26 protein-coding genes are annotated in these 26,376 nt (G+C 65.6%); 16 read left to right on the top strand and 10 right to left on the bottom strand.

Features of this window, described 5'->3' with window-relative positions:
- Positions 1-25: 25 nt before the first annotated feature.
- On the bottom strand, positions 26-658 hold the full coding sequence (locus PTT45_RS03455; RefSeq protein ID WP_273811543.1) for a 2'-5' RNA ligase family protein: 633 nt from the start codon (positions 656-658) through the stop codon (positions 26-28).
- 62 nt (positions 659-720) lie between these two features.
- Between PTT45_RS03455 and PTT45_RS03460 the strand changes: the two genes are divergently transcribed.
- Both PTT45_RS03460 and PTT45_RS03465 read left to right on the top strand, forming a co-directional pair.
- Entirely contained in the window at positions 721-1,119 is a 399-nt protein-coding gene (locus PTT45_RS03460; protein ID WP_273811544.1) for a PA2779 family protein, read from the top strand.
- Positions 1,107-2,072, top strand: a complete 966-nt coding sequence (locus PTT45_RS03465; RefSeq protein WP_273811545.1) for a PA2778 family cysteine peptidase — start codon at positions 1,107-1,109, stop codon at positions 2,070-2,072. The genes PTT45_RS03460 and PTT45_RS03465 overlap by 13 nt, the downstream gene beginning before the upstream one ends.
- Here PTT45_RS03465 and PTT45_RS03470 read toward each other — a convergent pair whose 3' ends face one another.
- The 4 genes from PTT45_RS03470 to PTT45_RS03485 all read right to left on the bottom strand — a co-directional run bounded on the left by PTT45_RS03470 (position 2,073) and on the right by PTT45_RS03485 (position 4,757).
- The gene (locus PTT45_RS03470) at positions 2,073-2,441 is read right to left on the bottom strand and encodes a hypothetical protein (protein ID WP_273811546.1); all 369 of its coding nucleotides are present in this window, start codon (positions 2,439-2,441) and stop codon (positions 2,073-2,075) included. It abuts the gene before it with no gap.
- Positions 2,442-2,450: 9 nt separating this feature from the next.
- A complete protein-coding gene (locus tag PTT45_RS03475) occupies positions 2,451-3,281 on the bottom strand; it encodes an SDR family oxidoreductase (protein ID WP_273811547.1) in 831 nt (276 codons plus the stop codon).
- Between the two features lie 81 nt (positions 3,282-3,362).
- Entirely contained in the window at positions 3,363-4,142 is a 780-nt protein-coding gene (yaaA, locus tag PTT45_RS03480; RefSeq protein ID WP_273811548.1) for a peroxide stress protein YaaA, read from the bottom strand.
- Between the two features lie 90 nt (positions 4,143-4,232).
- Positions 4,233-4,757 carry a cytochrome b gene (locus PTT45_RS03485; RefSeq protein ID WP_273811549.1) on the bottom strand — a complete coding sequence of 175 codons (525 nt, stop codon included), beginning with the start codon at positions 4,755-4,757 and terminating at the stop codon, positions 4,233-4,235.
- A 514-nt stretch (positions 4,758-5,271) separates the two neighbouring features.
- Between PTT45_RS03485 and PTT45_RS03490 the strand changes: the two genes are divergently transcribed.
- From PTT45_RS03490 to moaE, 4 genes are all read left to right on the top strand, one after another.
- On the top strand, positions 5,272-6,663 hold the full coding sequence (locus PTT45_RS03490; protein ID WP_273811550.1) for a PhoH family protein: 1,392 nt from the start codon (positions 5,272-5,274) through the stop codon (positions 6,661-6,663).
- Positions 6,664-6,770: 107 nt separating this feature from the next.
- Positions 6,771-7,262: a cyclic pyranopterin monophosphate synthase MoaC gene (moaC, locus tag PTT45_RS03495; RefSeq protein WP_273811551.1), complete on the top strand. Its 492-nt coding sequence runs from the start codon at positions 6,771-6,773 to the stop codon at positions 7,260-7,262.
- Positions 7,259-7,504, top strand: coding sequence for a MoaD/ThiS family protein (locus tag PTT45_RS03500; RefSeq protein WP_273811552.1), 246 nt, complete (start codon positions 7,259-7,261; stop codon positions 7,502-7,504). Before moaC ends, PTT45_RS03500 begins: the two co-directional genes overlap by 4 nt.
- Before the next feature lies 1 nt (position 7,505).
- Positions 7,506-7,958, top strand: a complete 453-nt coding sequence (gene moaE, locus PTT45_RS03505; protein WP_273811553.1) for a molybdopterin synthase catalytic subunit MoaE — start codon at positions 7,506-7,508, stop codon at positions 7,956-7,958.
- Between the two features lie 13 nt (positions 7,959-7,971).
- Here the strand turns inward: moaE and PTT45_RS03510 are convergent, their stop codons facing one another.
- The gene (locus PTT45_RS03510; RefSeq protein ID WP_273811554.1) at positions 7,972-8,145 is read right to left on the bottom strand and encodes a hypothetical protein; all 174 of its coding nucleotides are present in this window, start codon (positions 8,143-8,145) and stop codon (positions 7,972-7,974) included.
- 337 nt (positions 8,146-8,482) lie between these two features.
- Here PTT45_RS03510 and PTT45_RS03515 point away from each other — a divergent pair, with 337 nt between their 5' ends.
- The 3 genes from PTT45_RS03515 to PTT45_RS03525 all read left to right on the top strand — a co-directional run bounded on the left by PTT45_RS03515 (position 8,483) and on the right by PTT45_RS03525 (position 11,607).
- Positions 8,483-9,259 carry an ABC transporter substrate-binding protein gene (locus PTT45_RS03515; protein WP_273811555.1) on the top strand — a complete coding sequence of 259 codons (777 nt, stop codon included), beginning with the start codon at positions 8,483-8,485 and terminating at the stop codon, positions 9,257-9,259.
- A gap of 111 nt (positions 9,260-9,370) precedes the next feature.
- Positions 9,371-10,705, top strand: a complete 1,335-nt coding sequence (gene potE / locus PTT45_RS03520; protein ID WP_273811556.1) for a putrescine-ornithine antiporter — start codon at positions 9,371-9,373, stop codon at positions 10,703-10,705.
- Positions 10,702-11,607 carry an amino acid ABC transporter substrate-binding protein gene (locus tag PTT45_RS03525; RefSeq protein ID WP_273811557.1) on the top strand — a complete coding sequence of 302 codons (906 nt, stop codon included), beginning with the start codon at positions 10,702-10,704 and terminating at the stop codon, positions 11,605-11,607. Before potE ends, PTT45_RS03525 begins: the two co-directional genes overlap by 4 nt.
- Here PTT45_RS03525 and PTT45_RS03530 read toward each other — a convergent pair.
- The 4 genes from PTT45_RS03530 to PTT45_RS03545 all read right to left on the bottom strand — a co-directional run bounded on the left by PTT45_RS03530 (position 11,591) and on the right by PTT45_RS03545 (position 15,695).
- Positions 11,591-12,211 (bottom strand): helix-turn-helix transcriptional regulator, encoded by a 621-nt coding sequence (locus PTT45_RS03530; RefSeq protein WP_273811558.1) that lies wholly within the window; start codon positions 12,209-12,211, stop codon positions 11,591-11,593. The two genes, PTT45_RS03525 and PTT45_RS03530, sit on opposite strands and share 17 nt — an antisense overlap.
- Before the next feature lie 53 nt (positions 12,212-12,264).
- Positions 12,265-13,389, bottom strand: a complete 1,125-nt coding sequence (locus tag PTT45_RS03535) for an NAD(P)/FAD-dependent oxidoreductase (protein ID WP_273811778.1) — start codon at positions 13,387-13,389, stop codon at positions 12,265-12,267.
- Positions 13,386-14,327, bottom strand: coding sequence for an ornithine cyclodeaminase family protein (locus tag PTT45_RS03540; RefSeq protein WP_273811559.1), 942 nt, complete (start codon positions 14,325-14,327; stop codon positions 13,386-13,388). Before PTT45_RS03540 ends, PTT45_RS03535 begins: the two co-directional genes overlap by 4 nt.
- A gap of 171 nt (positions 14,328-14,498) precedes the next feature.
- Positions 14,499-15,695 carry a CaiB/BaiF CoA transferase family protein gene (locus tag PTT45_RS03545; protein ID WP_273811560.1) on the bottom strand — a complete coding sequence of 399 codons (1,197 nt, stop codon included), beginning with the start codon at positions 15,693-15,695 and terminating at the stop codon, positions 14,499-14,501.
- Positions 15,696-15,962: 267 nt separating this feature from the next.
- Between PTT45_RS03545 and bacA the strand changes: the two genes are divergently transcribed.
- The 7 genes from bacA (at position 15,963) to PTT45_RS03580 (ending at position 26,373) form a co-directional block, all read left to right on the top strand.
- Positions 15,963-16,574, top strand: coding sequence for a biofilm formation regulator BacA (bacA, locus tag PTT45_RS03550; protein ID WP_273811779.1), 612 nt, complete (start codon positions 15,963-15,965; stop codon positions 16,572-16,574).
- 10 nt (positions 16,575-16,584) lie between these two features.
- Positions 16,585-17,280: a PspA/IM30 family protein gene (locus PTT45_RS03555; protein WP_273811561.1), complete on the top strand. Its 696-nt coding sequence runs from the start codon at positions 16,585-16,587 to the stop codon at positions 17,278-17,280.
- Positions 17,281-17,336: 56 nt separating this feature from the next.
- Positions 17,337-17,975, top strand: coding sequence for an OB-fold-containig protein (locus PTT45_RS03560; protein WP_273811562.1), 639 nt, complete (start codon positions 17,337-17,339; stop codon positions 17,973-17,975).
- A gap of 40 nt (positions 17,976-18,015) precedes the next feature.
- Positions 18,016-20,067, top strand: a complete 2,052-nt coding sequence (locus tag PTT45_RS03565; protein ID WP_273811563.1) for a flotillin family protein — start codon at positions 18,016-18,018, stop codon at positions 20,065-20,067.
- 90 nt (positions 20,068-20,157) lie between these two features.
- Positions 20,158-20,397: a hypothetical protein gene (locus PTT45_RS03570; RefSeq protein WP_273811564.1), complete on the top strand. Its 240-nt coding sequence runs from the start codon at positions 20,158-20,160 to the stop codon at positions 20,395-20,397.
- A 169-nt stretch (positions 20,398-20,566) separates the two neighbouring features.
- The gene (locus PTT45_RS03575) at positions 20,567-25,825 is read left to right on the top strand and encodes a DNA repair ATPase (RefSeq protein WP_273811565.1); all 5,259 of its coding nucleotides are present in this window, start codon (positions 20,567-20,569) and stop codon (positions 25,823-25,825) included.
- Positions 25,826-25,875: 50 nt separating this feature from the next.
- Positions 25,876-26,373 (top strand): rhomboid family intramembrane serine protease, encoded by a 498-nt coding sequence (locus PTT45_RS03580; RefSeq protein WP_273811780.1) that lies wholly within the window; start codon positions 25,876-25,878, stop codon positions 26,371-26,373.
- The last annotated feature ends 3 nt before the right edge of the window (positions 26,374-26,376 follow it).

Below are 26,376 nucleotides of genomic sequence, written 5' to 3' on the forward strand. Positions count from 1 at the left end.
GGAGTCGTCCTGACGAATGCGCTGCTTATGCTAGCGCGACCTGCGCCTCGATGCGCAGCGGGCCTTGCAGCTCACGTGTGTCATAGCTGACCAGTTGCAGCTCACGCACCGCCAGCGTCAATGGCGGGCAGTCGCGCAGCGGCTCGGCACGCTCTCGCCATTGGCTGGCGCTGACGGCGTGCCGATAGATGCCGACGGTCAGGTGCGGCACATAGGCGGCCTGGCGGATCTCTGTGGAGAGAGGCGCGAGCGCCTGGCGCAGATGCTCGAGTTGCCCGTTGTCCTGTACGCCTAGGAAGGCTGCGCTGGCGAAGCTGTCGAGGCCGCCGAGTTGCAGTTCGAAGGGCGCTACGTTCAAGCCGGCGAGAACGCTTTGCTGGGCCTGCAGAACTGCAGTGCCGATGTCGTCGTCATGGCATGGCTCGGCGCAGGGGAAGCCGCAGACGAACAGACTGATGTGCGCCTCGCGACCCTGTGCGGGATGCAGCCAGTCACCGAGCAACTGGCGAGCTTCGTGCCGGCGTTGGAGTATCACCGGGCAGTCCACCGGAATCGACCAGAGGGCGTAGCGCGGGCGGCCGCGATGCCACTCCGGATACTCGCTCCTCAAGCTGGGGAGCAGAGTGGTCGGTGCCTGTAGCGGGTCTGAGAGCAACATGTTGGAACCAGGGCGCAGCGCAACGGGTCAAGAAGATAACAATACCAACAGGAGTCACCATCATGCGTGCCCACCCGTTCAAGCGCTACTTCGCTGCCGTCCTCGCTACCCTCAATCTGCTGATGTTCGCCCAGGTTCCTCTGGCCAACGCAGCGATGATCGGCACCCCCGAGGTGTTGCAGGAGCAACGTCAGCAGGTCGACCGCGAGCAGCTGCGCGCCATGCTGGCCGACCAGCAGGTGCAGCAGAAACTGCAGGAGATGGGCGTGGATCGCGCCCAGGTCGAGAAGCGCATCGATAGCCTGACGCCGGCCGAGCTGGCGCAATTCAACCAGCAGCTGTCCGAGGAGCCGGCTGGTGCCGGTGTGGTCGGCATCATCGTGCTGTTCCTGGTGATCTTCATCATCACCGACATGCTCTGCGCCACCGATATCTTCAGCTTCGTGAAATGCCTGCGCTGACGTGGGCGCCTCTGGCTCTCGCTGCGCTGATGCTGCTGACCGGCTGTGCCGGCCAGCAGCTGCAGTTACCCGCCAGTAGCGAGCGCCTACCCGAGAGGGTCGAATTGGCCGACACCCCGTTCTTCCCCCAGGACGACTATCAGTGTGGGCCGGCCGCCTTGGCCACGGTGCTGGTGCAGCGCGGGGTGCAGACTTCTCCCGAGTCCTTGCTGCCGAGCGTCTATCTGCCAACGCGCAAAGGTAGTCTGAAGGTTGAGCTGGTTGCCAGTGCACGCCAGTACGGGCAGCTGGTTTATCCGCTGCAGCCGAATCTGGATGCGCTCCTCGCTCAGCTGGCCGCGGGTAATCCGGTGCTAGTGATGCAGAACCTGGGGCTGGACTGGTATCCGCAGTGGCACTTCGCGGTTGCCGTCGGCTACGACCGAGAGCGTCAGGAGCTGATCTTGCGCTCGGCTCGGGCCAAGCGCTGGACCACCGATTTCACCGCCTTCGATAAGACCTGGGCGCGTGCCGGACGCTGGGCAGTACTGACCCTGCCGCCGGACCGACTACCTGCCGAGCCGCAGCTGGGCTCCTGGATGCAGGCCGCCAGCGACCTTGAGCAGACCAATCAGCGTGAGGCTGCAGCGACGGCCTATCGAACCGCGCAGCGCCAGTGGCCGGGCGAGTCGTTGCCCGGTTTCGCTTTGGCCAACCTGCTGCATGCGACGGGTGATCGTGCCGGTGCCGAGCAGCTGCTGCGTGACAGTCTGGGGCGACGCGGCGACTTTGCGGCTGGCTGGTTCAATCTGTCGGAGATGCTCAACGAACGTGGCTGTGTGTCCCAGGCCAGTGCGGCCAGAGCCTGTGCACAACGCCTGGCGCCTAATGATCGGCGCATCGACGCGCCGCTGTCGGCAGCCGGCAAGGCGACGGGGGAGTGCCAGGCTTTGCCCGATTGCGCGGTCCGCTAATTAGCGCGGGCGGGAGAGATGCAGCACCAACGCCAGCGCCGCCGGATAGCTGAGGTAGTGCAGGACGAAGATCAGCTGGCCCATGCTGCCCGGTTCATCCTTGAGCCACATCAGGCCCCAAATCAGCAGGTAGAGCAGGCCGAGGAACAGCGCATGCAGCGCTACCAAGGCCCAGCTCTCCTGCGTTTGCGGGCGGCGCTTCTCGAACCAGGCGAAGGCTGCGCGCAGGGCCCAGGCGCTGAGCAACGCCGCCAGCAGCGTGGCGGGCATGCCGCCGATCTTCAGCGGCACGCGTAGCAGGACGTTGAGCAGGAACGCCGCCGCCGTCGCACCGAGTACGTAGCGGTAGAGCGGGAAGCGGCGTGACATGGCGCTGCCTCAGAGCTGGGTATCGAGGCCGAAGCGCTTGCTCATCATGCGATCCATGAACTTGCGTGGCAGCAGGCGCACCATCAGCGGCAGCTTGCGGCTGCCGTTGCCGATGCGCAGCAGGGCGGGGCGTTCGGCCTGGCGTACGGCGGCCAGCAGCGTGGCGGCGAATTCGCTGGCCGGGGTCGGGTCTTCCTGGGAGGCATTGGCGCGGGCGCGGATGCCCTCGCGCACCGGCCACCAAGGCGACTGCTCGCTGACCAGGGCCTCGGCACTGTGGCTGGCGTTGGCGCCGAAGCTGGAGGCGATGGCGCCCGGTTGCACTTCCATGACCTGGATGCCGAAGGGCGCCAGCTCCATGCGCAGGCTGCCGGACAGCGCGTGCACCGCAGCCTTGGACGCGCAGTAGGCGCCGGCGAACGGGGTGATGAGGACACTGGAGATGCTGCCGATGTTGACCACCAGGCCGCGGCTGGCGCGCAGCAGCGGGAAGCAGGCACGGGTCAGTTCGACCAGGCTGAACACGTTGGTTTCGAACTGCTGGCGCATGCCCTGGGCGCCGCCGTCGAGCAGCGGGCCCATGGCGCCGTACCCGGCGTTGTTGATCAGTACGTCGAGGCGCCCGGCCTCGGCCTTGACCCGCTCGCTGGCGCGGGCGATGTCCCCGGCGTCGTTGACGTCCAGCTTTACGGCGGTGAAGCCGGCAGCTGTCAGCACCTCGAGGTCGGCGCCCTTGCGCGCGGCGGCGAACACCCGGTAGCCGTTGGCCTTGAAGGCATCGGCCAGGGCGCGGCCGATGCCGCTGGAACAACCGGTGATCAGGGCTACGGGCTGGGTCATGGGCACTCCTTGTCTCGCGGGCTTGAATTGGGCCCGATCATAACCACTCGCGCAGGTGCCGTACTGTCCCTGTCGGCCAGATCAGTCTTCTGAATGGTCGCGCAGGAACACCAGGCTGTCCGGCTTGGACTGCTCGGGGCTGTAGCGATAGCCCTGGTAGTCGAAGGCCTTGAGCTGCTCGGGGTCGCTGATGCGTTCCTTGATCACGTAGCGTGCCATCAGGCCGCGGGCCTTCTTGGCGTAGAAGCTGATGATCTTGTACTGGCCGTTCTTCAGGTCCTTGAACTCGGTATCGATGATCCGCGCGTTCAGGGCCTTGCGCTTGACCGCGCCGAAGTACTCGTTGGAGGCCAGGTTGAGCAGGATGTCGTCGCCCTGTTCGGCCAGGGCCTCGTTGAGCCAGCCGCTGATGCGCTCGCCCCAGAAGTCGTAGAGGTTGTTGCCGCGGGCGTTGGCCAGCTTGGTGCCCATCTCCAGGCGATAGGGCTGCATCAGGTCGAGCGGGCGCAGCACGCCGTACAGGCCGGAGAGCATGCGCAGGTGTTGCTGGGCGAAGTCGAAGTCGGCCTCGGCGAAGTCCTCGGCGGCCAGGCCGGTATAGACGTCACCCTTGAACGCCAGCAGCGCCTGCTTGGCGTTGGCGGGGGTGAAGTCCGGGTGCCAGCTGCCATAGCGCGCGACATTGAGCGCGGACAGTTTGTCCGACAGGTGCATCAGCTCGCCGATCTGCTGCGGGCTCATCTCGCGCAGCTGGCCGATCAGCTCCTGAGCGTGGTCGAGGAACTGCGGCTGGGTGAAGCGCGCGGTGGCCGGCGGGGTGTCGTAGTCCAGGGTCTTGGCGGGGGATATCACCAACAGCATCGAATCGTCTCCAGAAAGCGTGGCGCGATTCTAGGCTGATGGGCTCCTCGGCTCCAGCTATCGGCGCCGAGGGGTTTGCCTATCGATGGCTCAGCGGCGCTCGGGCAGCATGGCGCGCAGCACGCCGTCGCGGCGCACATGGTGGTGCCACAGGGCGGCGCCTGCGTGGCCGAGGATCAGCAGGAACAGCAGGTACTGGGCGGTGACGTGGAACAGCTTGGCGGCTTCGCGCACCGCGTCGGACAGCGGCAGCGGGCCGATTTCCACCAGCCAGAACAGGTTCACCGGGCGCTTGCCGAACAGCACGCCGCTCAGCGGCATCAGCACCAGCAGCAGATAGAGCAGGCTGTGCCCGGCCCTGGCGGCGAAACGCTGCAGTGGCGGCTCGCCAGCCATCAGGTCGGGAGCACCGGAGCGGGCGCGCAGTACCAGGCGCAGCACGGTCAGCACCAGCACCAGCAGGCCGAGCGACTTGTGCAGGGTGAACACGCCGGCGCCGCCACCGAGCAGCGGCTCGAACAGGTCACTGCCATAGGGCAGGGCGATGATCAGCAGGATCAGCACGGCACTGAGCCAGTGCAGGGCGATCTGCGGTGGGGTATAGCGTTGGATCATGTCGGGTTCCTCATCGGTTACATGGCGTGCACGGTGCAGGCTTGAGCGTGTTCTTGTGGTTATGCGGACACTTTACCGGCTCGCAGGCGGTGACCGGCGCAGGCGTTTTTGCAAGATGTGTGTCCGCCGCGTCCGCGCTACGGAGAAGAATAGGGCGACAAATGGCTGCGAGCCACGGCGGGCGGGCGCTGCGGGGGAGTGCGAGTGGGGCTTGGCGGGGCGGCGTACTGGGCGTAGCCGGGAGGCAGGACTTCCGACTTTAACGGCGCATATGGGTGTCGCCAAGCGTTATTCGTCGAGCCGATAAAAAAGCTTTGTGAGGCAGAAAAAGTTCTTTTTTCTGTCATCCAGATTGGGGTATTAAAAAAGCAGACCGCCGAACCCTGCAGCACAGGTGGCGGCCCTCGGCCATCACCTTTGCTCGCGTATCCCGCTCCGTTCGGGAGGTGGGCGGTCCTCCGCGGCGGAGCTGTAGAGGCTTCGTCGTCCAGGCCCCTCGATAAGGTGACCGAGTATGGATGATCACGGACGCACCCGCTCCACCCAGCCCACCCTCTACGTCCTCGACACCAACGTCCTGATCCACGATCCCAACGCGCTGCTGAATTTCCAGGAACACCACGTCGCCATCCCCATGACCGTGCTGGAGGAGCTGGACAAGCTCAAGACCGGCAAGCACACGGTCGCCGCCGAATGTCGCCAGGCGATTCGCCTGATCGACCAGACGCTAGGCGAAGCCACTCCCGAGGAGGTGGAACAGGGAGTACCGATTCGCCGCGGCAAGAACGAGCCCAAGGGCACTCTGTCGATCCTCATGAGCAAGCGCGCGGAGCCCATTACCTGGCTGCCCGAGCACCTCAACGACAACAAGATCATCAACCAGCTGGTGGAACTGCAGAGCCGGCGCAGCGGCTCGCCCGTGGTGCTGGTGACCAAGGACATCAACATGCGCCTGAAGGCGCGTGCCTGCGGGATCTCCGCCGAGGACTATCACACCGACCAACTGGTGGACGACGTCAACCTGCTGTCGCGTGGTTACCACAACCTCTCCGGCTCCTTCTGGGACCGCGTGAGCAAGGTCGAGACGCGCCAGGGCCATGGTCGCACCTGGCACCAGGTACAGCTCACCGACAACCTGCCAGCGGTGCACGTCAACGAGTTCATCGTCGACGAGCAGGGCTTCGTCGGCTGGGTCAAGGGCATCGAAGGCAGCACGCTGACCATCCTCGACCTGCATCAGGAACCGCTGATGCATCAGGAGGCCTGGGGGCTGCGGCCGCGTGACATATATCAGGCGCTGGCGCTGTATGCGCTGCTCGATCCGGACATCCACCTGGTCAACCTGTCCGGCGCCGCCGGCTCGGGCAAGACCATCCTGGCGCTCGCCGCGGCCATCGAGCAGACCATGGTCAGCAAGCGCTACCGACGCATCATCGCCACCCGCAGCGTGCAGGGGCTGGACGAGGACATCGGCTTCCTGCCCGGCACCGAGGCGGAGAAGATGGAGCCCTGGCTGGGCGCCATCACCGACAACCTGGAGGCACTGCATTCGGACGACGAGAGCACCCACGGCAGCGTCGACTACATCCTGCAAAAGGTCCCGCTGCAGTTCAAATCGCTCAACTACATCCGCGGTCGCAGTTTCCAGCACAGCCTGATCCTGATCGACGAGTGCCAGAACCTCACCCCGCACCAGATGAAGACCATCATCACCCGCGCCGGTACGGGCTCCAAGGTGATCTGCCTGGGCAACCTGGCGCAGATCGACACGCCTTACCTGTCCGCCACCAGTTCGGGTCTGACCTACCTCACCGAACGCTTCAAGGACTTTGAGCACGGCGTGCACGTTACCCTGCAAGGGGTACCGCGCTCGGTGCTGGCCGAGTACGCCGAAGCGCACATGTGATGCCACTCGGCGGGCGGCTGCGGCCGCCCGCTGACCAACCACCCGATAAGTTGTATACAATCCCTCGACCGGTGCCGCGCGTGCGGCACCACCGAGGAGATTTTGCTGTGCTGACTCATCTCGATTCCCAAGGCCGCGCCAACATGGTGGATGTGACCGACAAGGCGGTGACCTCCCGCGAGGCCGTGGCCGAAGCCCGTGTGCGCATGCTGCCCGCGACCCTGGCGATGATCGCCGACGGCAGCCACCCCAAGGGCGACGTGTTCGCCGTGGCGCGCATCGCCGGCATCCAGGCAGCGAAGAAGACCCACGAGCTGATCCCGCTGTGCCATCCGCTGCTGCTGACCAGCGTCAAGGTCGAGCTGGAGGCCGAGGGCGTCGACTGCGTGCGCATCCAGGCACGCTGCAAGCTGGCCGGGCAGACCGGGGTGGAGATGGAGGCGCTGACCGCCGCCAGCGTTGCCGCGCTGACCATCTACGACATGTGCAAGGCCGTGGACCGGGGCATCGTCATCGAGGCCGTGCGCCTGCTGGAGAAGTCCGGTGGCAAGAGTGGCGACTACCGCCTGGACTCCCACGAGGTAGGGCGTCTGACATGATCCGCGTACAGTATTTCGCCCGTTACCGCGAGGTGCTGGGCATCGACGGCGAGCAGTTGCAGCGCGCCGCGCTGGGCAATCTCGATCAGCTGCGCGAGCACCTGCTCAGCCGCGGCGGCGTGTGGCAGGTGCTGGCCGAGCAGAACCTGATGTGCGCGCGCAATCAGGAGCTGTGCAGCCTGGACACCGAACTGGCCGACGGTGACGAAGTGGCCTTCTTCCCTACAGTCACTGGTGGTTGAGATGAGCGTCCGGGTGCAGGTCGAAGCCTTCGATCCGGGTGTCGAGGTCAATGCGCTGCATGCCGCCAACCTGGGCATCGGCGCAGTGGCCAGCTTCGTCGGCTACGTGCGCGACTACAACGATGGCCAGGACGTGCGTGGCATGTTCCTCGAACACTATCCGGGCATGACCGAGAAGGCTCTGGAGAAGATTGTCGCCGAGGCTGAGCAGCGCTGGCCGCTGCTGCGGGTCGAGGTATTGCATCGGGTCGGCGCGCTACAGCCGGGTGAGCCGATCGTCTTCGTCGGCACCGCCAGTGCCCATCGCCAGGCGGCATTCGACGCCTGCAATTTCATCATGGACTACCTGAAGACCCGCGCGCCGTTCTGGAAAAAGGAAGACACGCCGGACGGCCCGCGCTGGGTCGAAGGGCGGGCCAGCGACCAGGCCGCCGTGGAGCGCTGGCGCAGCTGAGTGTCCTGAGGATTCAGGCCGGCAGCTGCAGCGCCTCGTAAACCCGCAGGACAATCGGCATCAGGGTGACCAGCACGCCGGCGCCCATCAGGCGTATGCCCCATTCGTGTTCGCGGTAGTTGAAGCCGAAGCCCAGCAGCAGGAAGCCGGCAATCAGCAGCACCAGCATGATGTGGAGTGTGTCCATCCAGGCGTTCTCCCCTTGTTTTCCTTCAGCGTAGACGCCTTAGCCGCAGCGCGGACTGATCCAGGGCAAGGCGGAATGCTGTCTGTTCGCCGCCGGCTGGGCGCGGAAATGTCGAGTGTTGCCCTTCGGCTGCAAGCTTCCAGGCGGTCCTGCATCGGCGGGTTCGAGGAGATTGACGATGTGTACATTAAAGTCCGGTATGGATTTATAAGTACAAATCAGTGTCGTCAACCTGCCAGGCGCGCCGAGATCCATCGTCGGTCCGCGCCGGTGCTTCTCGCTTCTGCCGATAACCAGCCCACCAGCATCCAGAGTGGGCGCACCTGGGAGTCACACCATGAAGAAAATCGCACTGCTGGGCGCGCTTGCCCTGAGCCTGATGGCATCCAGCCTGTTCGCCGCCGACAAGCCGCTGCGCCTGGGCATCGAGGCCGCCTATCCGCCGTTCGCCTTCAAGCAGGCCGATGGCTCCATCGCCGGCTTCGACGTGGATATCGGCAATGCCCTGTGCGCCGAGATGAAGGTGCAGTGCCAGTGGGTGGAGCAGGAGTTCGACGGCCTGATTCCCTCGCTCAAGGTGCGCAAGGTGGACGCCGTGCTGTCGTCGATGACCATCACCGACGAGCGCCGCAAGTCGGTGGATTTCACCGGCAAGTACTACTACAGCCCGGCGCGCCTGACGATGAAGGAAGGTGCGCAGGTCAGCGACGACTTCTCCAGCCTCAAGGGCAAGCGCATCGCCGTGCAGCGCGCCACCACCACCGACCGTTTCGCCACCGAGGTGCTGGCGCCCAAGGGTGTGGAAGTGGTGCGCTACAGCTCGCAGAACGAGATCTACCTGGACCTGGTTTCCGGCCGCCTCGACGGTACCCTGGCCGACGCCATCCCGGTCGATGAGGGCTTCCTCAAGACCGAGCAGGGTAAGGGCTTCGCCTTCGTCGGCCCGGCGTTCACCGACCCGGCCTACTTCGGCGAGGGCGCCGGCATCGCCGTGCGCAAGGGCGACCAGGCGCTGCTCGACAAGCTCAACGTCGCCATCCTGGCGCTGCGCGCCAGCGGCGAGTACCAGAAGATCCAGGGCAAGTATTTCAGCTTCGATATCTACGGCGAGTAACCGCTACGCCGTGAAAGAGCCGCGCACCGCGCGGCTTTTTTGTGCCTGACAGGCGGCCCCGAAGAACCTCTCCTAGTATGCAGATACGTTGCCTTGGGGGAGGGATGGGGTATGGCTGAGGCCGGCAAGAAAATGGGTTTGATGGGGCTGACCACCCTGGTGGCGGTGAACATGATGGGCTCGGGCATCATCATGCTGCCGTCGAGCATGGCGCAGCTGGGGGCTGTGTCACTGCTGTCCTGGGTGATCACGGCAGTGGGGTCGATGGCCATCGCCTACTGCTTCGCCCAGTGCGGCATCTACTGCACGCGTCCCGGCGGCATGTCGGCCTATACCGAGGAGGCCCACGGCAAGTCGGCCTTCTTCCTCTGCTCGTACCTGTACTTCCTGTCGCTGGCCATCGGCAACGTGGCCATCGCCATCTCCGCGGTGGGCTACCTGACGCCCTTCTTCCCCTGGCTGGGCAGTGGCGCGATTCCCCTGTTCGTCGGTGCGGTGGGGCTGATCTGGCTGACCTCGCTGGCCAACCTAGGTGGGCCGAAGGTCACCGGGCGCATTGGTGCGGTGACGGTCTGGGGCGTGATCATCCCGGTGGCCGGCCTGTCGCTGATCGGCTGGTTCTGGTTCGACGCCGAGGTCTTCGGCCAGGCCTGGAACCCGCATGAAATCTCGGTCAGCTCGGCCATCGCGCAGAGCATTCCGCTGACCCTCTGGGCTTTTCTCGGCATGGAGTCGGCGGCGCAGAACTCCGAGGCGGTGGAGAACCCGCAGCGCAACGTGCCGTTGGCCTGCCTGCTGGGCACGCTGGGGGCGGCGGTGATCTACGTCCTGTCCACCTCGGTGATCATGGGCATAGTGCCCAACGCCGAGCTGGCCAACTCCAGCGCACCCTTCGCCCTGGTGTACGCGCAGATGTTCAACGGCTGGGTCGGCAACATCATCATGGCTCTGGCGGTGATGGCCTGCGTCGGCTCGCTGCTGGGCTGGCAGTTCACGTTGGCGCAGACCGCCAAGGTGACCGCCGATCAGCATCTGTTCCCGCGCTTCTATGCCCGCGTGACGCTGCTCGGCGCACCCATCGCCGGGTTGATCGCCAACGCCGTGCTGCAGTCCGGCATGGCCCTGTCGACCATCTCGCCGAACGCCTCCGAGCAGTTCGGCAAGCTGGTAAACCTGGCCGCGGTGACCAACGTGATTCCCTACATCACCGCGCTCTCCGGCCTGCTGATCATCATGCAGAAGGCCGGCGTGGCGAAGTCGGTGGAGTACCGCAACATGCTGATCCTGGCGGTGGCCATGGCCTACAGCTTCTACGCCCTGTATGCGTCGGGCACCGAGGCGGTGTTCGGCGGCATGATCGTCACCGCCGTGGGCTACCTGCTGTTCGGCTACATCGCCGACCGGCTGCTGGAGCAGCGAAGCACGCTGAAGGAGGACGCATCATGAGGCGGCTTGCCTGGATGCTGGCGTGGCTGCTGGCCCAGCCGCTGGCGGCGCAGACCCTCGAGCAGATCCGCGCCAGCCAGCGCATCACCCTCGGCTATCTGCCGAACATGGCGCCGTTTTCGGTGAGCAACGGCGAGGAGCCGCAGGGCTACGCGATCGAGCTGTGCCAGCGGGTGACCGAGCGCCTGCGCCGCGAGCCTGGCCTGGCCCAACTGCAGGTGCGCTACCAGGCGCTGAAGGGGCAGGAGATCCTGCCGGCGCTGCAGCGTGGCGAGGTGGACCTGATGTGCAGCGCCCTGGTGGAGACGCTGGAGCGACGCAAGTGGGTGAACTTCTCGCTGCCGATCTACCCGGCCGGTCGCGGTGTGCTGGTGCGTGCCGATGCCTCGCCCAGCCTGCTGGCGGTGCTCAATGGCCAGGCGGTGCATACCGGGCCGCAATGGCGCGCCACCATCAATCGCGGGCTGAGCAAGCAGCGCTTCGCGGTGATCGGCGGCAGCACCGCCGAGGACTGGGTGCGCAACAAGCTGCGCCTGTTTGGCGTGCTGGCCACCGTGGTGCCGGTGCAGGGCATGGACGAGGGTGTGGAACTGGTGGCCAGCGGTGGCGCCGATGCCTTCTTCGCCGACCGGGTAGTGTTGCTCAACCGCGCGGCGCGCAACGCCCATGCACAGGAGCTGCAGGTACTGGACAAGTCGTTCGAGCTGGAGCCGGTGGGCCTGGTCATGCCGCGGGGTGACGATGCGCTGCGCCTGCTGGTGGACAGTGAACTGAGCCTGATCTATCGCAGCGGCGAGATCGAGTGGCTGTATCGCCGCTACTTCGGCGAGCCGAGTGCGCAGGTGCGCCAGCTGTTCCAGGCCTACACGCGCCCGGAAGGGCGGGTCACGCCTCGCCCTTGATCTCCTTGAGGTGCTTGTACACCGTGGCGCGGCCCATGTTCAGCACGTTGGCGATGTAGTTCGCCGCGCTCTTGCCCTTGAACGCGCCCTCGGCATGCAGGGCCTCGACCAGCTCGCGCTTGTGCTCGCGGGTCAGCAGGTTGAGGCCGAGCTGGCGCTGCTGCAGCCAGGCATGCAGGAAGGTGTTGATGCGCTCCTGCCAGTCATCGCGGAACAGCGCATCGGGCTGCGGGATCACCTTGCTCGCCGAGAGCAGCAGGTCGAGCGCCTGCTTGGCACTCTCCAGCATGGAGATGTTGAAGTTCAGGCACAGCACGGCGACGGGCGTGCCGCCGGCGTCGCGCAGTACGGTGCTGACCGAGCGGATCTTCTGTCCATCCCAGTTGAGCTTCTCGTAGGGGCCGATGTTGCGCTCGCCGTTGTCGCCATCGAGCATGTCCTCCAGCGCCGCGTCGTCGCCGACCGCACGCTTGGAGATGTTGTTGGCGATGTGGTCGATCTTCTGTGTGCGCAGGTCGTGCAGCACCACCTCGACGTGGGGGAAGAACAGGGTGGCGACGGCGTCGGCGATGGCGCGGAAGCTGTCGAGGTCGGCGGCGGGCATGCAGTAACTCCGGTTGAGCGCCCCGAGCGGGGCGCTGCGAGTGTGCCGCAAACTCAGGCCAGGCGGGAAGGCGCGAGCATGGCCTCGCTCAGGCCGAAGGCGCGGATGCGCTCCGGCAATGGCAGGCCGCGGATCAGCGCGGTGCAGGCCTCGCCCATCGCGGCGCTGGTCTGGATGCCATAGCCGCCCTGGGCGGCGACCCAGAAGAAGCCCTCGGCATCCACGGCGTAGCCGCCGACCAGGTCGCCGTCGGCGACGAAGCTGCGCAGGCCGGCCCAGGTGTGTTGCGGGCGGCGGATGCTCAGCGTGGTGTGCTCCTCGAGCTGGTAGATGCCCATGGCGATATCCAGCTCCTCCGGCTGCACGTCGTGCGGCGCCACCGGGTCGGCATTGGCTGGCGAGCCGAGCAGCTGGCCGGCATCCGGCTTGAAGTAGAACGCCTCGTGCAGGTCGACCACGCAGGGCCAGGCGTGGCTGTCCACACCCTCCGGCGGCAGGAAGGTGAAGGCGGCGCGGCGCTTGGGGATCAGGCCGATGGGGGCGACCCCGGCCAACTTGGCAATCTCGTCGCACCAGCCGCCGGCGGCGTTGACCAGCACCGGGGCCTGGTAGCTCTCGTCACCACAGTCGACCAGCCACAGGCCGTTCTCGCGGCGAATGGCGAGCGCCTCGCGGCCGCAGCGAATCTCGCCGCCCTGCTGGCGAATGCCGCGCAGGAAGCCCTGGTGCAGAGCGTCGGTGTCGATGTCGGCGGCGCTCGGGTCGAGCATCGCGCGGTGCACCTTGTCGCGGCGCAGCACCGGCACCAGGGCGCAGGCCTCGTCGGCGCTCAGCAGACGCATCTCCGGCACGCTGGCGCGGCCGCTTTCGTACTGGCGCAGCAGCTCGCTGGCGTCGTCGCTGAAGTCCACCACCATCTCGCCGCGCGGGCTGAGCAGGGCGTGGTCGCTGAAGCCGGGCGGCGGGTTGTCGAGGAAGGCGCGGCTGGCGGCCGTCAGCGCGCGCACCTGCGGCGTGCCATAGGCCACGGTGTAGAGCGCCGCCGAGCGGCCGGTGCTGTGGTAGCCGGGCTGCGGCTCGCGCTCCAGCAGGATGGTCTTGCCATGCGCGGCGAGGAAGTAGCCGGTGCTGGCGCCAGCGATGCCGGCACCGATGACGAGGTAGTCGCAGTGCATCAGGCGTCTTGCTCCAGCAGTTGGTGCAGGGCATGGGCCAGGGCCATGTCTTCCAGGCCGAGGCCGATGGAGCGGAAGAATACCGGGCGGCTGTAGTCCGGCTTGCTCGCACGGCCACTGACCAGCTCGGCCAGGTCGCCACGAATCTTCTCCGGGCTCCAGCCCTGTTCGGCGGCCAGGCGCATCTCGCCGGCCGAGCCCGGGGTGGTAGCGCGGTAGTCGCAGTAGACCTCCATGCCTGCCAGCGCTGCCGGCGGCACCTCGTGGGCACGCGGTGCGTTGGTGCTGATCGAGGTGACCAGCACGTTGCGGCTCAGGCTCAGCGGGTCCAGCACCGGACTGGCGGAAGAGGTGCACAGCAGGATCACCTCGGCCTCGCGCAGGGCTTCTTCCTGGCTGGCGCACAGCTGCAGGCGCGCGTCCTCGGCCTGCAGCGCGGCGCGTTCGGCCTCGCCCTTGGTGGCCAGGCTCGGCGAGTACAGGCGGATGCTCTGCCAGTCGCGCAGACCCTTGGCGTAATGCAGGTGGGCGAGGGCCACCGGGCCGCTGCCGATGATCGCCAGGTGGCGTGTGCCGGCCGGAGCCAGTTCCTCCACGGCCACCGCAGTGGTGGCGGCGGTGCGCGCGGTGGTCAGGCTCTTGGCGTCGCACAGCAGCAGCGGCTGGCCGCTGCGCATCGACATCAGCAGGGTCCAGGCGGTGACGGTGGCGCCTTGCGGGCCGGGAATGTACGGCGAGGTCTTGACCCCGTAGACGCCGGCATCGGCCAGCACGCCGAGATAGTTGATGAAGTCGCCGCCGCCGGGAAACTCCACCAGCTGCTGCGCCGGCTGCACCGCACGGCCCTCGGCCAGGCTGGCGAACATGTCGCGCATGGCCTGGTGCACGTCGATGCGGGCGAGCAGGCGTTCGGCTTGGGTCTGGTCGATCACGCGGGTCATGTAGGGCTCCGAATTAAACTATTTTGTCCATGTTGGACTTTAATGTTTATTTCGGCAACCGCGAGCCGGCCGAATGGCGCCTGGCTGAAAGCGCTTGTCGCTCAGGCCGTCTGAGGCTCACGTAATGAGCCGAGCAGCGTGTCCGGCAGCGCATTGGCAAAGCAGCGCATCTCAGATGGTGCCGCTGGCCTTCAGCGCGGCGATGCCTTCGGCGCTGTAGCCCAGCTCGCCCAGTACCTGGACGTTGTGCTCACCCAGTTGCGGGCCGGTCCATTCCACGCTGCCCGGCGTCTCGCTCAGTTTGGGCACGATGCCGGGCATCTTGAATGGCTTGCCATCCGGCAGCTTGGCCGAGAGGAACATCTCGCGGGCGAGGAATTGCGGGTCCTTGAACATGTCTTCGGCGGAATAGATGCGGCTGGCCGGCACTTCGGCGCGCACCAGGGTGGCTTCCACTTCGTTCAGCGGCAGGCTGGCGGTCCAGCGGTCGATCACCCCGTAGAGTTCGTCACGGCGGGTATCGCGTCCGGCGTTGTCGGCCAACGCTGGATCGCTCGCCAAGTCCTCTCTATCTATAGCGCGCATAAAGCGCTGGAAGATCGCATCGCCATTGGCGCCGATCTGGATATGTTTGCCGTCGGCGCAGGTGTGGATGGAGGAGGGCGTGATACCGGGCATGATGTTGCCGGTGCGCTCGCGGATGAAGCCGAACACGTCGAACTCCGGCACCATCGACTCCATCATGGCGAAGATCGCCTCGTACAGCGCCACGTCCACCACCTGACCCTGGCCGCCGTTGACCTCGCGATGACGCAGCGCCATCAGTGCGCCAATCACGCCCCACAGGGCGGCGATGGAGTCGCCGATGCTGATGCCGGTGCGCACCGGCGGGCGGTCTTCGAAGCCGGTGATGTAGCGCAACCCGCCCATCGATTCGCCCACCGCGCCAAAGCCCGGCTGGTCCTTCAACGGCCCGCTCTGGCCGAAGCCGGACAGGCGCACCATCACCAGCTTGGGATTCAGTGCGTGCAGCACGTCCCAGCCCAGGCCGAGCTTCTCCAGCACGCCGGGGCGGAAGTTCTCGATCAGGATGTCCGCCTCGGCCAGCAGCTTCTTCAGCACCTCACGGCCTTCCTCGTGCTTGAGGTTGAGGGTGATCGAGCGCTTGTTGCGTGCCTGCACGAACCACCACAGCGAAGTGCCCTCGTACAGCTTGCGCCACTTGCGCAGCGGATCACCGCCATCCGGCGACTCGACCTTGACCACCTCGGCACCGAACTCCGCGCAGATGCGCGAAGCGAAGGGGCCGGCGATCAGGGTGCCGAGTTCGACCACTTTCAGGCCGGCGAGGGGTTTGCTGGGGATCATCGTGACTCCTGTTGGGCTCGACCTGATTGGTGCGGTCCGTGGGCTTTCGTCGGGGGAGTATCTGCGGTTAAATCGCCGGGCGAAAGGATGCGCGCTCCCTCTCTGGCCTGGAAGGCTTTCCCCTCCTGTTGCCCATACCCGCAAACCCTTTCCCGTGGAGGTCATTCGACCTGCTCCCGGTGCGCCTGCGCGCCTGTCATACGTGCGTTTTAAAATATTACATGTGATTAGTTGATTCATTACATGTGAGTGCCTAATCTCTCGCTCATGGAAAGCAAATCATCAGCCCACTACCAGCGTCTCTTTCGTCAGCGTCTGCGCGAGCAGGGCTTGATCAAGAAAGAGGTGTGGATACTGCCCGAGCATGCGCAAGCGCTCGCGGCATTCGAGCGGAAACTGCGCCAACCCTTGTCGGGGTCGGCCTCTATGGAGAAGGAGGGAGGTGCCATGCCTCAGGTTTGGACTGCACAAGGTTTGTTCGATGCGCTGTCCGCAACGGAGCTGTTTAAGGAAGGCCGTGCGGCCATCGAGCTGATTCAGGGCGCCGACGCCAGCCTGCACGTGACCATGCACGAATACGGCGATCTGCCGCTGTTCGTTGCCGTGTTCGGCGAGCAGATCATCGTCGAGGCGCTGCTCTGGCCGGCTGCCGACGTAAGCGATGGCGTGGCCTTCAACGAAGAAGTATTGCGCAGCCGCAAGCTCTTCCCGCTGTCGTCCATCGGCCTGGAAACCCTGCCGGACGGGCAGGCCTGCTACACCATGTTCGGCGCGCTGAGTGCATCCTCGGTGCTCTCCAACGTGGTGCAGGAAATCGAGATGCTGGCGGACAACGTGATCAAGGCCACCGAAGCCTATGAAGGCTTCCTCAAAGCCTAAGGAGATTGCCATGAACGTGTGGAGCAAACTGCTGACCGCCCTGCGCGGCGGCGCCAACGAAGTGGGTGAGGCCATGGTGGACAGCCAGGCCCTGCGCATCCTCGACCAGGAAATCCGCGACGCCGACCTGGAGCTGCGCAAGTCCAAGGAAGCGCTGGCCGAGATCATGGCCAAGCAGAAGCTGGCCGCCGATCGCGCCGAGAAGAGCGCGGCCAAGGTCGCCGAGTACGAGCAGTACGCGTTGAAGGCCCTGGAGGCCGGCAACGAGTCGCTGGCCCAGGAAGTGGCGGTGAAGATCGCCAACCTGGAAGTCGAGCTGAGCAGCGAGCGCGAGCAGGCCGAGAGCTATGCCGCCAGCGTCGCTCAGCTGCGCAAGGCGGTGGCCCAGGCCGAGGCCAATATCAAACGCCTCAAGCAACAGGTGGATACCGTCAAGGCCACCGAGAGCGTGCAGAAGGCGCAGATGACCGTGGCTCAGCGCTACGGTGGCTCCCAGGCCAAATTGCACACCGCGGTTGAATCGCTGGAGCGGATCAAGCAGCAGCAGGCCGAGCGGGCGGCGAAGATGGAGGCAACGGCCGAGCTGGCCGAGGCGGCCAACGTCGACGATTCGCTGGAAGCCAAGCTGCGTGCGGCGGGCATCAAGGCCGACAACGCCAGTGCCGAAAGCGTGCTGGCGCGCCTGAAGGACAAGGCCAAGTCCTAACCGTTGTGCATTGCGGCGGAGCTCGCTCTGCCGCCTGATTCAGGGATAGGAACTCGATGGAAAATTTCCTGCACAGCACTTTTGCGTTTCCCACCGTCATCTTCAGCTTCCTGCTGTGCCTGGCGGTGCTCTACTGGTGCGTCGCCGCGCTGGGCATTCTCGAGGTCGACGTGCTCGATATCGAGGCCGACTCCACACTGGAGTCGGTGCAGCCCGAGGGGCTCGCCGGCCTGCTGCTCAAGCTGGGCCTCAACGGCGTGCCGGTAACGCTGGTGCTGACCCTGCTGTTCTTCTTCGCCTGGATCGCCAGCTACTTCGTCGAGCTGTTGCTGCTGCGCCACCTGCCGCTGGGCATCCTGCGCTATCCGCTGGGTTTGGTGCTGGTGTTCGGTGCGCTGCTGCTGGCCGTGCCGGTAACGGCAGCCTTGTGCCGCCCGCTGCGCCCGCTGTTTCGCAAGCTGGAAGCCACCAGCAGCAAGTCGGTGCTGGGGCAGACTGCCGTGGTGCGCAGTGGCCGGGTGACCCTGAGCCATGGCGAAGCGGTACTGGAAGACGGTGGCGCGGGCCTGATCCTGCGCGTGCGTGCCGACGAGGTGCGTGGTTTCAAACGTGGCGACCGTGTCGTGTTGCTGGAGTACCTGGAGGGCGAGCACGCCTACCGGGTCATTACCGAGGACGAATTCAACGGCCGTTGAGCCCGCGAATTCACCCCAGAATCAAAGGAGATTGATTGCAATGAGCCTCGAATTGGTGATGCCCTTCCTGATCGGCGTCGGTGTCGTATTCCTGCTGATCTTCGGCTTCTTCGTGCTGTTCAAGGCCTTCTATATCAAGGTCCCGCAGGGCACGGCGCTGATCGTCAACGACATGTCCTCCACGCCCAAGGTGCACTTCACCGGTGCCCTGGTGTACCCGGTGATTTACCTCAAGGAGTTCATGCGCATTTCGCTGATCACCCTGGAAGTGGATCGTCGCGGCAAGGACGGCCTGATCTGCAAGGACAACATGCGTGCCGACATCACCGTGGCCTTCTACCTGCGCGTCAACGAGACCCAGGAAGACGTGCTCAAGGTGGCCAAGGCCATCGGCGTGGATCGCGCCTCCGATCGCGCCGCAGTCAACGAGCTGTTCAACGCCAAGTTCTCCGAGGCGCTGAAGACCGTCGGCAAGCAGTTCGACTTCGTCCAGCTGTTCGAGAACCGCCAGGACTTCCGCGACCGTATTATCGAGACCATCGGCAACGACCTCAACGGCTATGTGCTGGAAGACGTCGCCATCGACTACCTGGAGCAGACCGCCAAGAGCTCGCTGGACCCGAGCAACATCCTCGACGCCGCCGGTATCCGCAAGATCACCGAGTTGACCGCTGCGCAGAACGTCATCACCAACGACCTCGAGCGTAACGAAGAGCTGGCGATCAAGAAGAAGAACGTCGAAACCCGCGAAGCGACCCTGGCCCTGGAACGCCAGCAGGCCGATGCCGAAGCACGCCAGAAGCGTGAGGTCGAGACCATCCGTGCCCGTGAGGAAGCCGAGACCATCAAGGTCAAGGAAGAGGAGCGTCTCAAGGCCGAGCAGGCGCGCATCCAGTCGCAGCAGGAAATCGACGTGCGCACCGAGAACCACCAGCGCGAAGTCGAGGTTGCCCAGCAGAATCGCCAGCGTGCCGTGGTCATCGAGGTGGAGAAAGTCACCCGCGCCAAGGACCTGGAAGTGGTGGCCCGCGAGCGCGAGGTCGAGCTGCAGCGCATCGAGGCCGAGAAGGCCCTGGAAGAGCAGCGCAAGAACATCGCCAATGTGATTCGCGAGCGCGTCGCGGTCGAGAAGACCGTGGCCCAGGAAGAAGAGCGCATCAAGGAAGTGCGTGAGGTGTCCGAGGCCGAGCGTGCCAAGCAGGTCATCGTGCTGCAGGCCCAGGCCCAGGCCGAACAGGAGCTGGTACGCCAGGTCAAGCAGGCCGAGGCCGACGAGACCCGTTCCAAACACAAGGCCGTGGAAATCAACAACCTGGCCCAGGCCGAGCTGGAAGCGGCGGCCAAGCAGGCCGAGGCCAAGAAGCGCATGGCCGAAGGTATCGAGGCCGAGCGCGCTGCGCCTGGCCTGGCTGATGCCCGTGTGTTGGAAGTCACTGCCGCGGCCAAGGAGAAGGACGGTCTGGCCGAGGCTCGCGTGCGTGCCGAGCAGCTGATCGCCGAAGCCAAGGGCGAGCAGGAAAAAGGCCTGGCCGAGGCCCGCGTACTGGAAGCCCAGGCCGCAGCCAAGGAGAAAGATGGTCTGGCCGAAGCCAAGGTGCTGGAAGAGAAACTGGGCGCCCAGGCCCGCGGCGAGCAGCAGCTCGGTGCGGCCAAGGCCCAGGCGACCAAGGACCTGGGTACGTCGGAAGCCGATGTGCTGCTGCAGCGCCTGAACGCCGAAGCGGAAGGTCTGGGCAAGAAGTTCGGTGCCCTCGACGCCCTCAGCGACAGCGCGCGCCAGCACGAAGAATTCCGCATGCAGCTGGAGAAGAGCTTCGAGGAGGCCATGGCCGCCATCGCCGCCAACAAGGAGATCGCCAAGGATCAGGCCGAGGTGCTCGCCACCGCGCTGGCCAAGGCGAAGATCGAGATTGTCGGCGGCGAGGGCGACTTCTTCAACTCCTTCGCCAAGTCGCTCTCGGTGGGCAAGGCCATCGAAGGTGTAGTGGGCAAGAGCCCGGTGGTACAGGACGTGCTGGCACGCCTGCTCAACGGTAAAGCGGCCGAGCGCAAGCCCGACCTGGAAGTCGTGACGCCGGCCGCCGAGGCCTGATCCGGTAGCTATCTATACGGGGGCGAGCAGGCTCGCTCCCGATATTTCCATGGGCATGAGCCCACCCCATGCAGAACAAGGAGAGATGTCATGTTGGAACCTCGGGATTATCTGGAAATGTCCTTCCGCTCGATCCAGTGCTTTGCCGATGACGGCCGCCTGGATGTCGAGGAACTGGGGCAGCTGCTCGCTATCGCCGAACGCGATGGCGCTATCGACGACAACGAAATCCGCGTGCTGAAGAAGATCATCGCGCAGATCAAGCCAGAAGAAATCGACCAGGCCATGCGCGACAAGCTGGCCGAAGTCGCCAAGAAAATCGGCGCCTGAGCAGCGCCAAATCCCGAGCACGGCGCATGTCGTGCCAGGGAAGGCGATAGCGAGCGGCTGATGTTCAGTCGCCCGCTCTTGCCGATTCGCTCAACAGATTTCCGCTTAGCCCGTTAGCTTCACTCTCCGCACCATTGCCCGCAGACAGCGCAGATCCAGGAAGGCCACGATGTCGGACGCACCAGCCGCAACCCAAACCCAGGACGTACTGGACAAGGCCGTCGCCGAAGGCGGCGCCTACGAGGTGCTGCACAAGCGCCTGCTGGACCAGGGGCAACGCCTGCGGCAGATCACCGAGAACCTCAATGGCCAGCGCCTGGAGGAGTTCGGCAGTAGCCAGATGGAAGTGGTCGGGCGGGTGCGTATCCGCACCGAGAACAACTGCATCGCCCGTGACATCGTCCAGGTCGGCGACTGCCTGCTGTTCGGCTACAACGTGTTCCTCGGCCTGAAGAAGGAGACCGGCGTCGCCGACGTGTTCTCCCTGTATCGCCTGGTAGGCGAGGGTGATGCCTACGAGGCCGAGCCGGTGCCGCTGGAAGGCACCTTCCTGGGCGCAGCTGGCTTCGTCAACGACTTCAACGAGCTGTACAGCTACTACAAGAACACCCGTCTGCTGCAGCTGGCCATCCGCGATGGCAAGCTGCTGGCGAGCTTCCAGATCGGCGATCGGGTCACCGATATTCGTGTGTTCCGCTGGTCGATCTCCCTCGACGGCAAGGACGTGCGCTACATCGACAACCGCGGCGAGCGCGATATTGCGCTGCCGGCACCGTTCGATTTCGAGTGGATCAAGGCCACTCGCGAGATGGTGGTGGAAGGCCGCCATCCGCACCTGAATATTCTCGACACCTTGTTCGTCGAAACCATCGGTGGCGACCTCACCATCAAGGTCGAGAACAACACCGAGGATGGCCTGGGCATCTACCGCGAGGAGGTGCTGGACAAGACCCAGTCGTTGGACGACGCCCAGGTCGAGTTCGCCCGCCTCGGCAGCCTGGTGCTGCTCAAGGTGCTGCCGTACCGCGAGGAGCAGTGGCGCTACCTGGTGTACAACGGCCTCACCGGCAAGGTGGAGCGCATCGACGCCATCGGCCAGGCCTGTGTGCAGCTGCCGGAAGACCACGGGATCATCTTCCCCGGCGGCTACTACCTGCAGAACGGCGAGTACAAGACCTTCGAGCAATCGATGGCCGGCATGCGCTTCAAGCGCGCCGTGCGCTCGCCCAACGGCGAGGACGTGCAGTACATCTTCTACCATCCCGAGCAGGGGCGGGCGGTGCTGCTGACCTACAACATGATCAACCGCCAGCTGCAGAACCCGCTGTTCGGCCACGGTTATGCGCGCCTGGAAGACGGGCGCACGGTGATCTTCGCCGCCGAAGGCGAGGAGCCGACCCGCATCCACCCGATGCAGATCTGGCAGACACCGTTCTGCAGCGATGAATTCGCCGCCCGCCAGCCAGCGCGCAGCGGCTTCCTCGGCAAGATCGGCAATGCCGAGCTGGTACGCGGCGTCTCCGACCTGTACGACCTGTGCCGCGAGATCGACGCGCCGGCGGTATCGGTACAGCGCTACAGCCTGCTGTGCCAGAACACCCGCCGTCTGTTCGACGCCTACCACTGGCTGAGCGGTGAGCCGCTGGCCGGCCTGGCGCCGCTGCTGCGCGAGATCGCCGCCACCTCCGAGCTGGTGCTGGACGAATACGAGAAGGTCGAGAGCATCCGCAAGCAGTCGGCCCAGGCCATGGTCGATGCCGAGAGCCGCCATAAGACCCTGCTCGACGGCTTGCTGCCGGACAGCTGGGACCAGGCGCAGAGCTTCGTCGACGGCCTCAACGGCATCACCGCCCAGCGCGGCCTGCTGCTGACCATCCGCGAATACCGCTACATCGACCTCGTGCGCCTGGACGCCATGGAGGCCGAGCTGCTGGCCGCCCAGGAGCGTACCTCCGCCGCCACCGCCACCTTCCTCGCTGGCGATGCAGCCCTGCAACCCTTCGTTGTGCGCTTGCAGGGCCTCGACGAACAGGCGCAGAAGGCCGAGACCGTGGCGCAGCTGGCCGAGCCGCTGGCCGCGTTGCAGACCATGGCGGCCGACCTGGACATGCTGTCCGGCCTGATGGCGTCGCTGAAGATCGACGACGCTACCCAGCGCACTCGTATCGTCGAGTCCATCTCCGAGATCTATGCCCGCCTCAACCAGGCCAAGGCCCGCGCCGAGCAACGGCGCAAGGGCCTGGGCTCGAGCGAGACGGTGGCGCAGTTCGGCGCCCAGTTCAAACTGTTCAGCCAGGGCATCACCAACGCCCTCGGTCAGGCCCAGGATCCGGAGCGCTGCGACGAGCAGCTGGCGCGCCTGCTGGTGCAGCTGGAGGAACTGGAGAGCCAGTTCGGTGACCAGGAGCAGTTCATCGGCGACATCCTGGCCAAGCGCGAGGAGTTGCTGGAGACCTTCGAGGCGCACAAGCAGGCGCTGCTCGACGAGCGCCAGCGCAAGGCGCAGAGCGTGCTGGATGCGGCCAAGCGCATCCTCGACAGCCTGGCCCGGCGCACTGCCAAGTTCACCCAGGCCGAGGAGCTCAACGCCTTCTTCGCCGCCGACCCGCTGATTCTCAAGCTGCGCGAAATGACTGGTCGTTTGCGCGAGCTGAAGGACAGCGTCAAGGCCGACGACATCGAGGCGCGCCTCAAGGGCGCCCGCGACCAGGCCGTGCGCGCGCTGCGTGACAAGAGCGAGCTGTTCGAGGAAGGCGGCAACGTCATCAAGCTCGGCCCGCGCCACCGCTTCAGCGTCAACACCCAGGAGCTGGACCTGACCCTGCTGCCGCGCGGCGACCAGCTGTATCTGCACCTGACCGGCACCGACTTCCTCGAGCCATTGGCCAATGCCGAGCTGGAGGCGCTCAAGCCGTTCTGGCAGGTGGCGCTGGAGTCTGAATCCGAACACCTGTACCGCGCCGAATACCTGGCCGGCGAGGTGCTGACTGCCGCCGACGAGGGCCGCGAAGGCCTCGATCTGGAGCGCCTGAAATCCCTGCTGGCGCAACCGGGCGAGCTGGCCCGGCTGATCCGCGATTTCGCCGCGCCGCGTTACAAGGAAGGCTACGAGAAGGGCATCCACGACCACGACGCCGCCGCCATCCTCATCCAGCTGCTGCCGTTGCGCGACAGTGCCGGGCTGCTGCGCTACGGAGCCGAGGCGCGCGCCCTGGCCTGTCTGTTCTGGGATCTGCAGTGCGATACCGACAGCGCCACCCAGTGGCCGGAGCGGGCGCGCACCAGCCGCCACATCCAGCAGCTGTTCGGCCGCCGCGAAGGCCTGCAACAGTTGCAGGGCGAGATCGCCGAGGCGCTGCAGGCTTTCCTCGCCGAGCAGCCCCTGGGCCTGGCCGCCGCTGTAGTGGAGGAGGCCGCCGAGTACCTGGTGCAGGAACTGGCCGCCGAGCGCATCGAGTTCGTTTTCAGCAAGTACGCAAAGCAGTTGCAGGAAGGTCTCAAGCTGCGTCTGCAGGGCGCGCGCATGTGGGACGACTACCAGCAGGCCCTGGCGCGCCTGCAAGGTCGCCCGGCGGCACAATGGACATTGGCCGACAACTGGCTGCGCGGCCTCTGCGCCCAGGGCGAGTTCGCCCCGCTGGCCGGCTATGTCGCCGAGGCGGTGGCACTGTCGCTGCTGGGCGAAGGCTTCCCCGGCCGCGTCACCGAAGTGGACCTGCGCTTCACCGTCGCCAATCTGATGGGCGAGCATTCGCGCATCCAGGAGCGCCAACTGGTGCTGGCGGTGGACGACCTGTTCGCCCGTCTGCGCAGCCACCGCCAAGCCTTCCTGCCTGGTCTGCAGCGCTATCAGGCCCTGCGCCAGGAGGTGATCGGCCGCGAGCGTGCGGCGCTGCGCCTGGCCGAGTTCAAGGCCAAGCCGCTCAGCTCCTTCGTGCGCAACAAGCTGATCAACGATGTGTATTTGGGTTTCATCGGCGACAACCTGGCCAAGCAGATGGGCACCGCCGGCGAGAACAAACGCACCGACCTGATGGGCCTGCTGATGCTCATCTCGCCGCCCGGCTACGGCAAGACCACGCTGATGGAGTACGTGGCTCATCGCCTAGGCCTGATCTTCATGAAGATCAACGGCCCGGCCCTCGGCCACGAAGTGCGCTCCATCGACCCGGCCCAGGCGCCGGACGCCACCTCGCGTCAGGAGCTGGAGAAGCTCAACCTGGCGCTGGAGATGGGCAATAACGTGATGCTGTATGTCGACGACATCCAGCACACCCACCCGGAATTCCTGCAGAAGTTCATCTCGCTGTGCGACGGCACCCGGCGCATCGAGGGCGTGTGGAAGGGCCAGACCCGGACCTACGACATGCGCGGCAAGAAGTTCTGCGTGATCATGTCCGGCAACCCGTACACCGAGTCCGGCGACGTCTTCAAAATCCCCGACATGCTGGCCAATCGCGCCGACATCTATAACCTGGGTGACACCCTGGGCGGCATGCAGGAAGCCTTCTCCCTCAGCTATATCGAGAACGGCCTGACCTCCAACCCGGTGCTGGCGCCGTTGGCCACCCGCGACATGGCCGACGTCTACCGTTTCGTCGCCAAGGCCGAGGGCAAGCCGTTCTCCGCCAACGAGCTGAGCCACGGCTACAGCGGTGCTGAGATCAACGAGATCGTCAGCACCCTGCAGCGCCTGATGCAGGTGCGCGACGTGGTGGGCCGGGTCAACCAGCAGTACATCGCCAGCGCCGCCCAGGCCGACCAGTACCGCAGCGAGCCGCCGTTCAAGCTGCAGGGCAGCTACCGCAACATGAACAAGATGACCGAGAAGATCAGCGCGGTGATGAACGACGCCGAGTTGCTACAGCTGATCGCCGACCACTACCAGGGCGAGTCGCAGCTGCTTACCACCGGTGCCGAGGAGAACCTGCTCAAGCTGGCCGAGCTGCGCGGCAACATGACGGCGGAGCAGGGCGAGCGCTGGGCGCAGATCAAGCGCGACTTCCTGCGCAACAAGGCCATGGGCGGCAGCGACAGCGATGTTGGCGCTCGCGTGGTGGCCCAGCTCAACGACCTGGTGGAAGGCATCCGCGCCCTTGGCGGCAACCTGCAGCGCGAGCCGCAGAAGCAGCAGGACATTCCCTGGAACGAGCTGCTGGCCGGCCTGGAACGCCTCGGCACCCTGCAGCCGCAGGTCGAGGTGGAAGTGGTGGCACCGCCGCAGCCGGGCATGCAGACCCTGTTGGAGAGCGTGGCCGGCACCCTGCAGAACAGCTTCCTGCCGCTGATGAACGCGATGGACAAGAAGATCGAGATCGACCTGCGCACGCACAATCGCATGGGCGATATGGCCCAGCGCCTGCGCGAGCTGGGCCAGCTCCTCGGTGCGCCGCAAGCGCCCGCCGAAGCGGGGCCGGAGCAGAAGTGACGGCCTGGCTGGCACCGCGCCTGCGGCTGCTCGCCGGCATCGCCGCGCTGATGCTGGTGCTGCAGGTCGGCAATAACCTGAGTGGCAACGCCCTCAATGTATGGGGCGTACTGCCACGGCATGTCGACAGCCTGCCCGGCATTCTCTTCGCGCCCTGGCTGCACGCCGGCTGGTGGCACCTGCTCAACAACCTGCCGGGGCTGATGCTGCTGGGCTGGCTGGCGCTGCTCGGTTCGCTGCGCCAGTTCCTCGCCGCCAGCGCCTTCATCATCATCGGCAGCGGCCTGCTGGTCTGGCTGTTCGCCCGGTCGGGCATGCACCTGGGCGCCAGTGGCTGGGTGTTCGGCCTGTGGGGGCTGCTGCTGGCGCGCGCCTGGTTCGAGCGCAGCCTGGGCAGCCTGCTGATCGCTCTGCTGGTGCTGTTCTACTACGGCGGCTGGTGGCTCGGGCTGTTGCCGAGCCAGGGCATCTCCTTCGAATACCACCTGTTCGGTGCCCTGTGCGGCGTGTTGTTCGCCGCGTTGAGTCGGCGCCGACGTTCGACCTGAGGA

The organism is Pseudomonas sp. Gutcm_11s (assembly GCF_028649395.1).
In the GTDB taxonomy this organism is placed as follows: Bacteria; Pseudomonadota; Gammaproteobacteria; order Pseudomonadales; family Pseudomonadaceae; genus Aquipseudomonas.

Bases quoted from the DNA above. Each gene is read 5' to 3' on its own strand.
- PTT45_RS03580 (WP_273811780.1), top strand. From the start codon at position 25,876: ATGCTGGTGCTGCAGGTCGGCAATAACCTGAGTGGCAACGCCCTCAAT.
- PTT45_RS03525 (WP_273811557.1), top strand. From the start codon at position 10,702: ATGAGGCGGCTTGCCTGGATGCTGGCGTGGCTGCTGGCCCAGCCGCTG.
- PTT45_RS03490 (WP_273811550.1), top strand. From the start codon at position 5,272: ATGGATGATCACGGACGCACCCGCTCCACCCAGCCCACCCTCTACGTC.
- PTT45_RS03500 (WP_273811552.1), top strand. From the start codon at position 7,259: ATGATCCGCGTACAGTATTTCGCCCGTTACCGCGAGGTGCTGGGCATC.
- PTT45_RS03565 (WP_273811563.1), top strand. From the start codon at position 18,016: ATGAGCCTCGAATTGGTGATGCCCTTCCTGATCGGCGTCGGTGTCGTA.
- PTT45_RS03475 (WP_273811547.1), bottom strand. From the start codon at position 3,281: ATGACCCAGCCCGTAGCCCTGATCACCGGTTGTTCCAGCGGCATCGGC.
- PTT45_RS03510 (WP_273811554.1), bottom strand. From the start codon at position 8,145: ATGGACACACTCCACATCATGCTGGTGCTGCTGATTGCCGGCTTCCTG.
- PTT45_RS03470 (WP_273811546.1), bottom strand. From the start codon at position 2,441: ATGTCACGCCGCTTCCCGCTCTACCGCTACGTACTCGGTGCGACGGCG.
- PTT45_RS03540 (WP_273811559.1), bottom strand. From the start codon at position 14,327: ATGACCCGCGTGATCGACCAGACCCAAGCCGAACGCCTGCTCGCCCGC.
- PTT45_RS03530 (WP_273811558.1), bottom strand. From the start codon at position 12,211: ATGCCCGCCGCCGACCTCGACAGCTTCCGCGCCATCGCCGACGCCGTC.
- bacA (WP_273811779.1), top strand. From the start codon at position 15,963: ATGGAAAGCAAATCATCAGCCCACTACCAGCGTCTCTTTCGTCAGCGT.
- potE (WP_273811556.1), top strand. From the start codon at position 9,371: ATGGCTGAGGCCGGCAAGAAAATGGGTTTGATGGGGCTGACCACCCTG.
- PTT45_RS03545 (WP_273811560.1), bottom strand. From the start codon at position 15,695: ATGATCCCCAGCAAACCCCTCGCCGGCCTGAAAGTGGTCGAACTCGGC.
- PTT45_RS03455 (WP_273811543.1), bottom strand. From the start codon at position 658: ATGTTGCTCTCAGACCCGCTACAGGCACCGACCACTCTGCTCCCCAGC.
- PTT45_RS03555 (WP_273811561.1), top strand. From the start codon at position 16,585: ATGAACGTGTGGAGCAAACTGCTGACCGCCCTGCGCGGCGGCGCCAAC.
- PTT45_RS03515 (WP_273811555.1), top strand. From the start codon at position 8,483: ATGAAGAAAATCGCACTGCTGGGCGCGCTTGCCCTGAGCCTGATGGCA.
- yaaA (WP_273811548.1), bottom strand. From the start codon at position 4,142: ATGCTGTTGGTGATATCCCCCGCCAAGACCCTGGACTACGACACCCCG.
- PTT45_RS03570 (WP_273811564.1), top strand. From the start codon at position 20,158: ATGTTGGAACCTCGGGATTATCTGGAAATGTCCTTCCGCTCGATCCAG.
- PTT45_RS03575 (WP_273811565.1), top strand. From the start codon at position 20,567: ATGTCGGACGCACCAGCCGCAACCCAAACCCAGGACGTACTGGACAAG.
- moaE (WP_273811553.1), top strand. From the start codon at position 7,506: ATGAGCGTCCGGGTGCAGGTCGAAGCCTTCGATCCGGGTGTCGAGGTC.
- PTT45_RS03465 (WP_273811545.1), top strand. From the start codon at position 1,107: ATGCCTGCGCTGACGTGGGCGCCTCTGGCTCTCGCTGCGCTGATGCTG.
- PTT45_RS03460 (WP_273811544.1), top strand. From the start codon at position 721: ATGCGTGCCCACCCGTTCAAGCGCTACTTCGCTGCCGTCCTCGCTACC.
- PTT45_RS03485 (WP_273811549.1), bottom strand. From the start codon at position 4,757: ATGATCCAACGCTATACCCCACCGCAGATCGCCCTGCACTGGCTCAGT.
- PTT45_RS03560 (WP_273811562.1), top strand. From the start codon at position 17,337: ATGGAAAATTTCCTGCACAGCACTTTTGCGTTTCCCACCGTCATCTTC.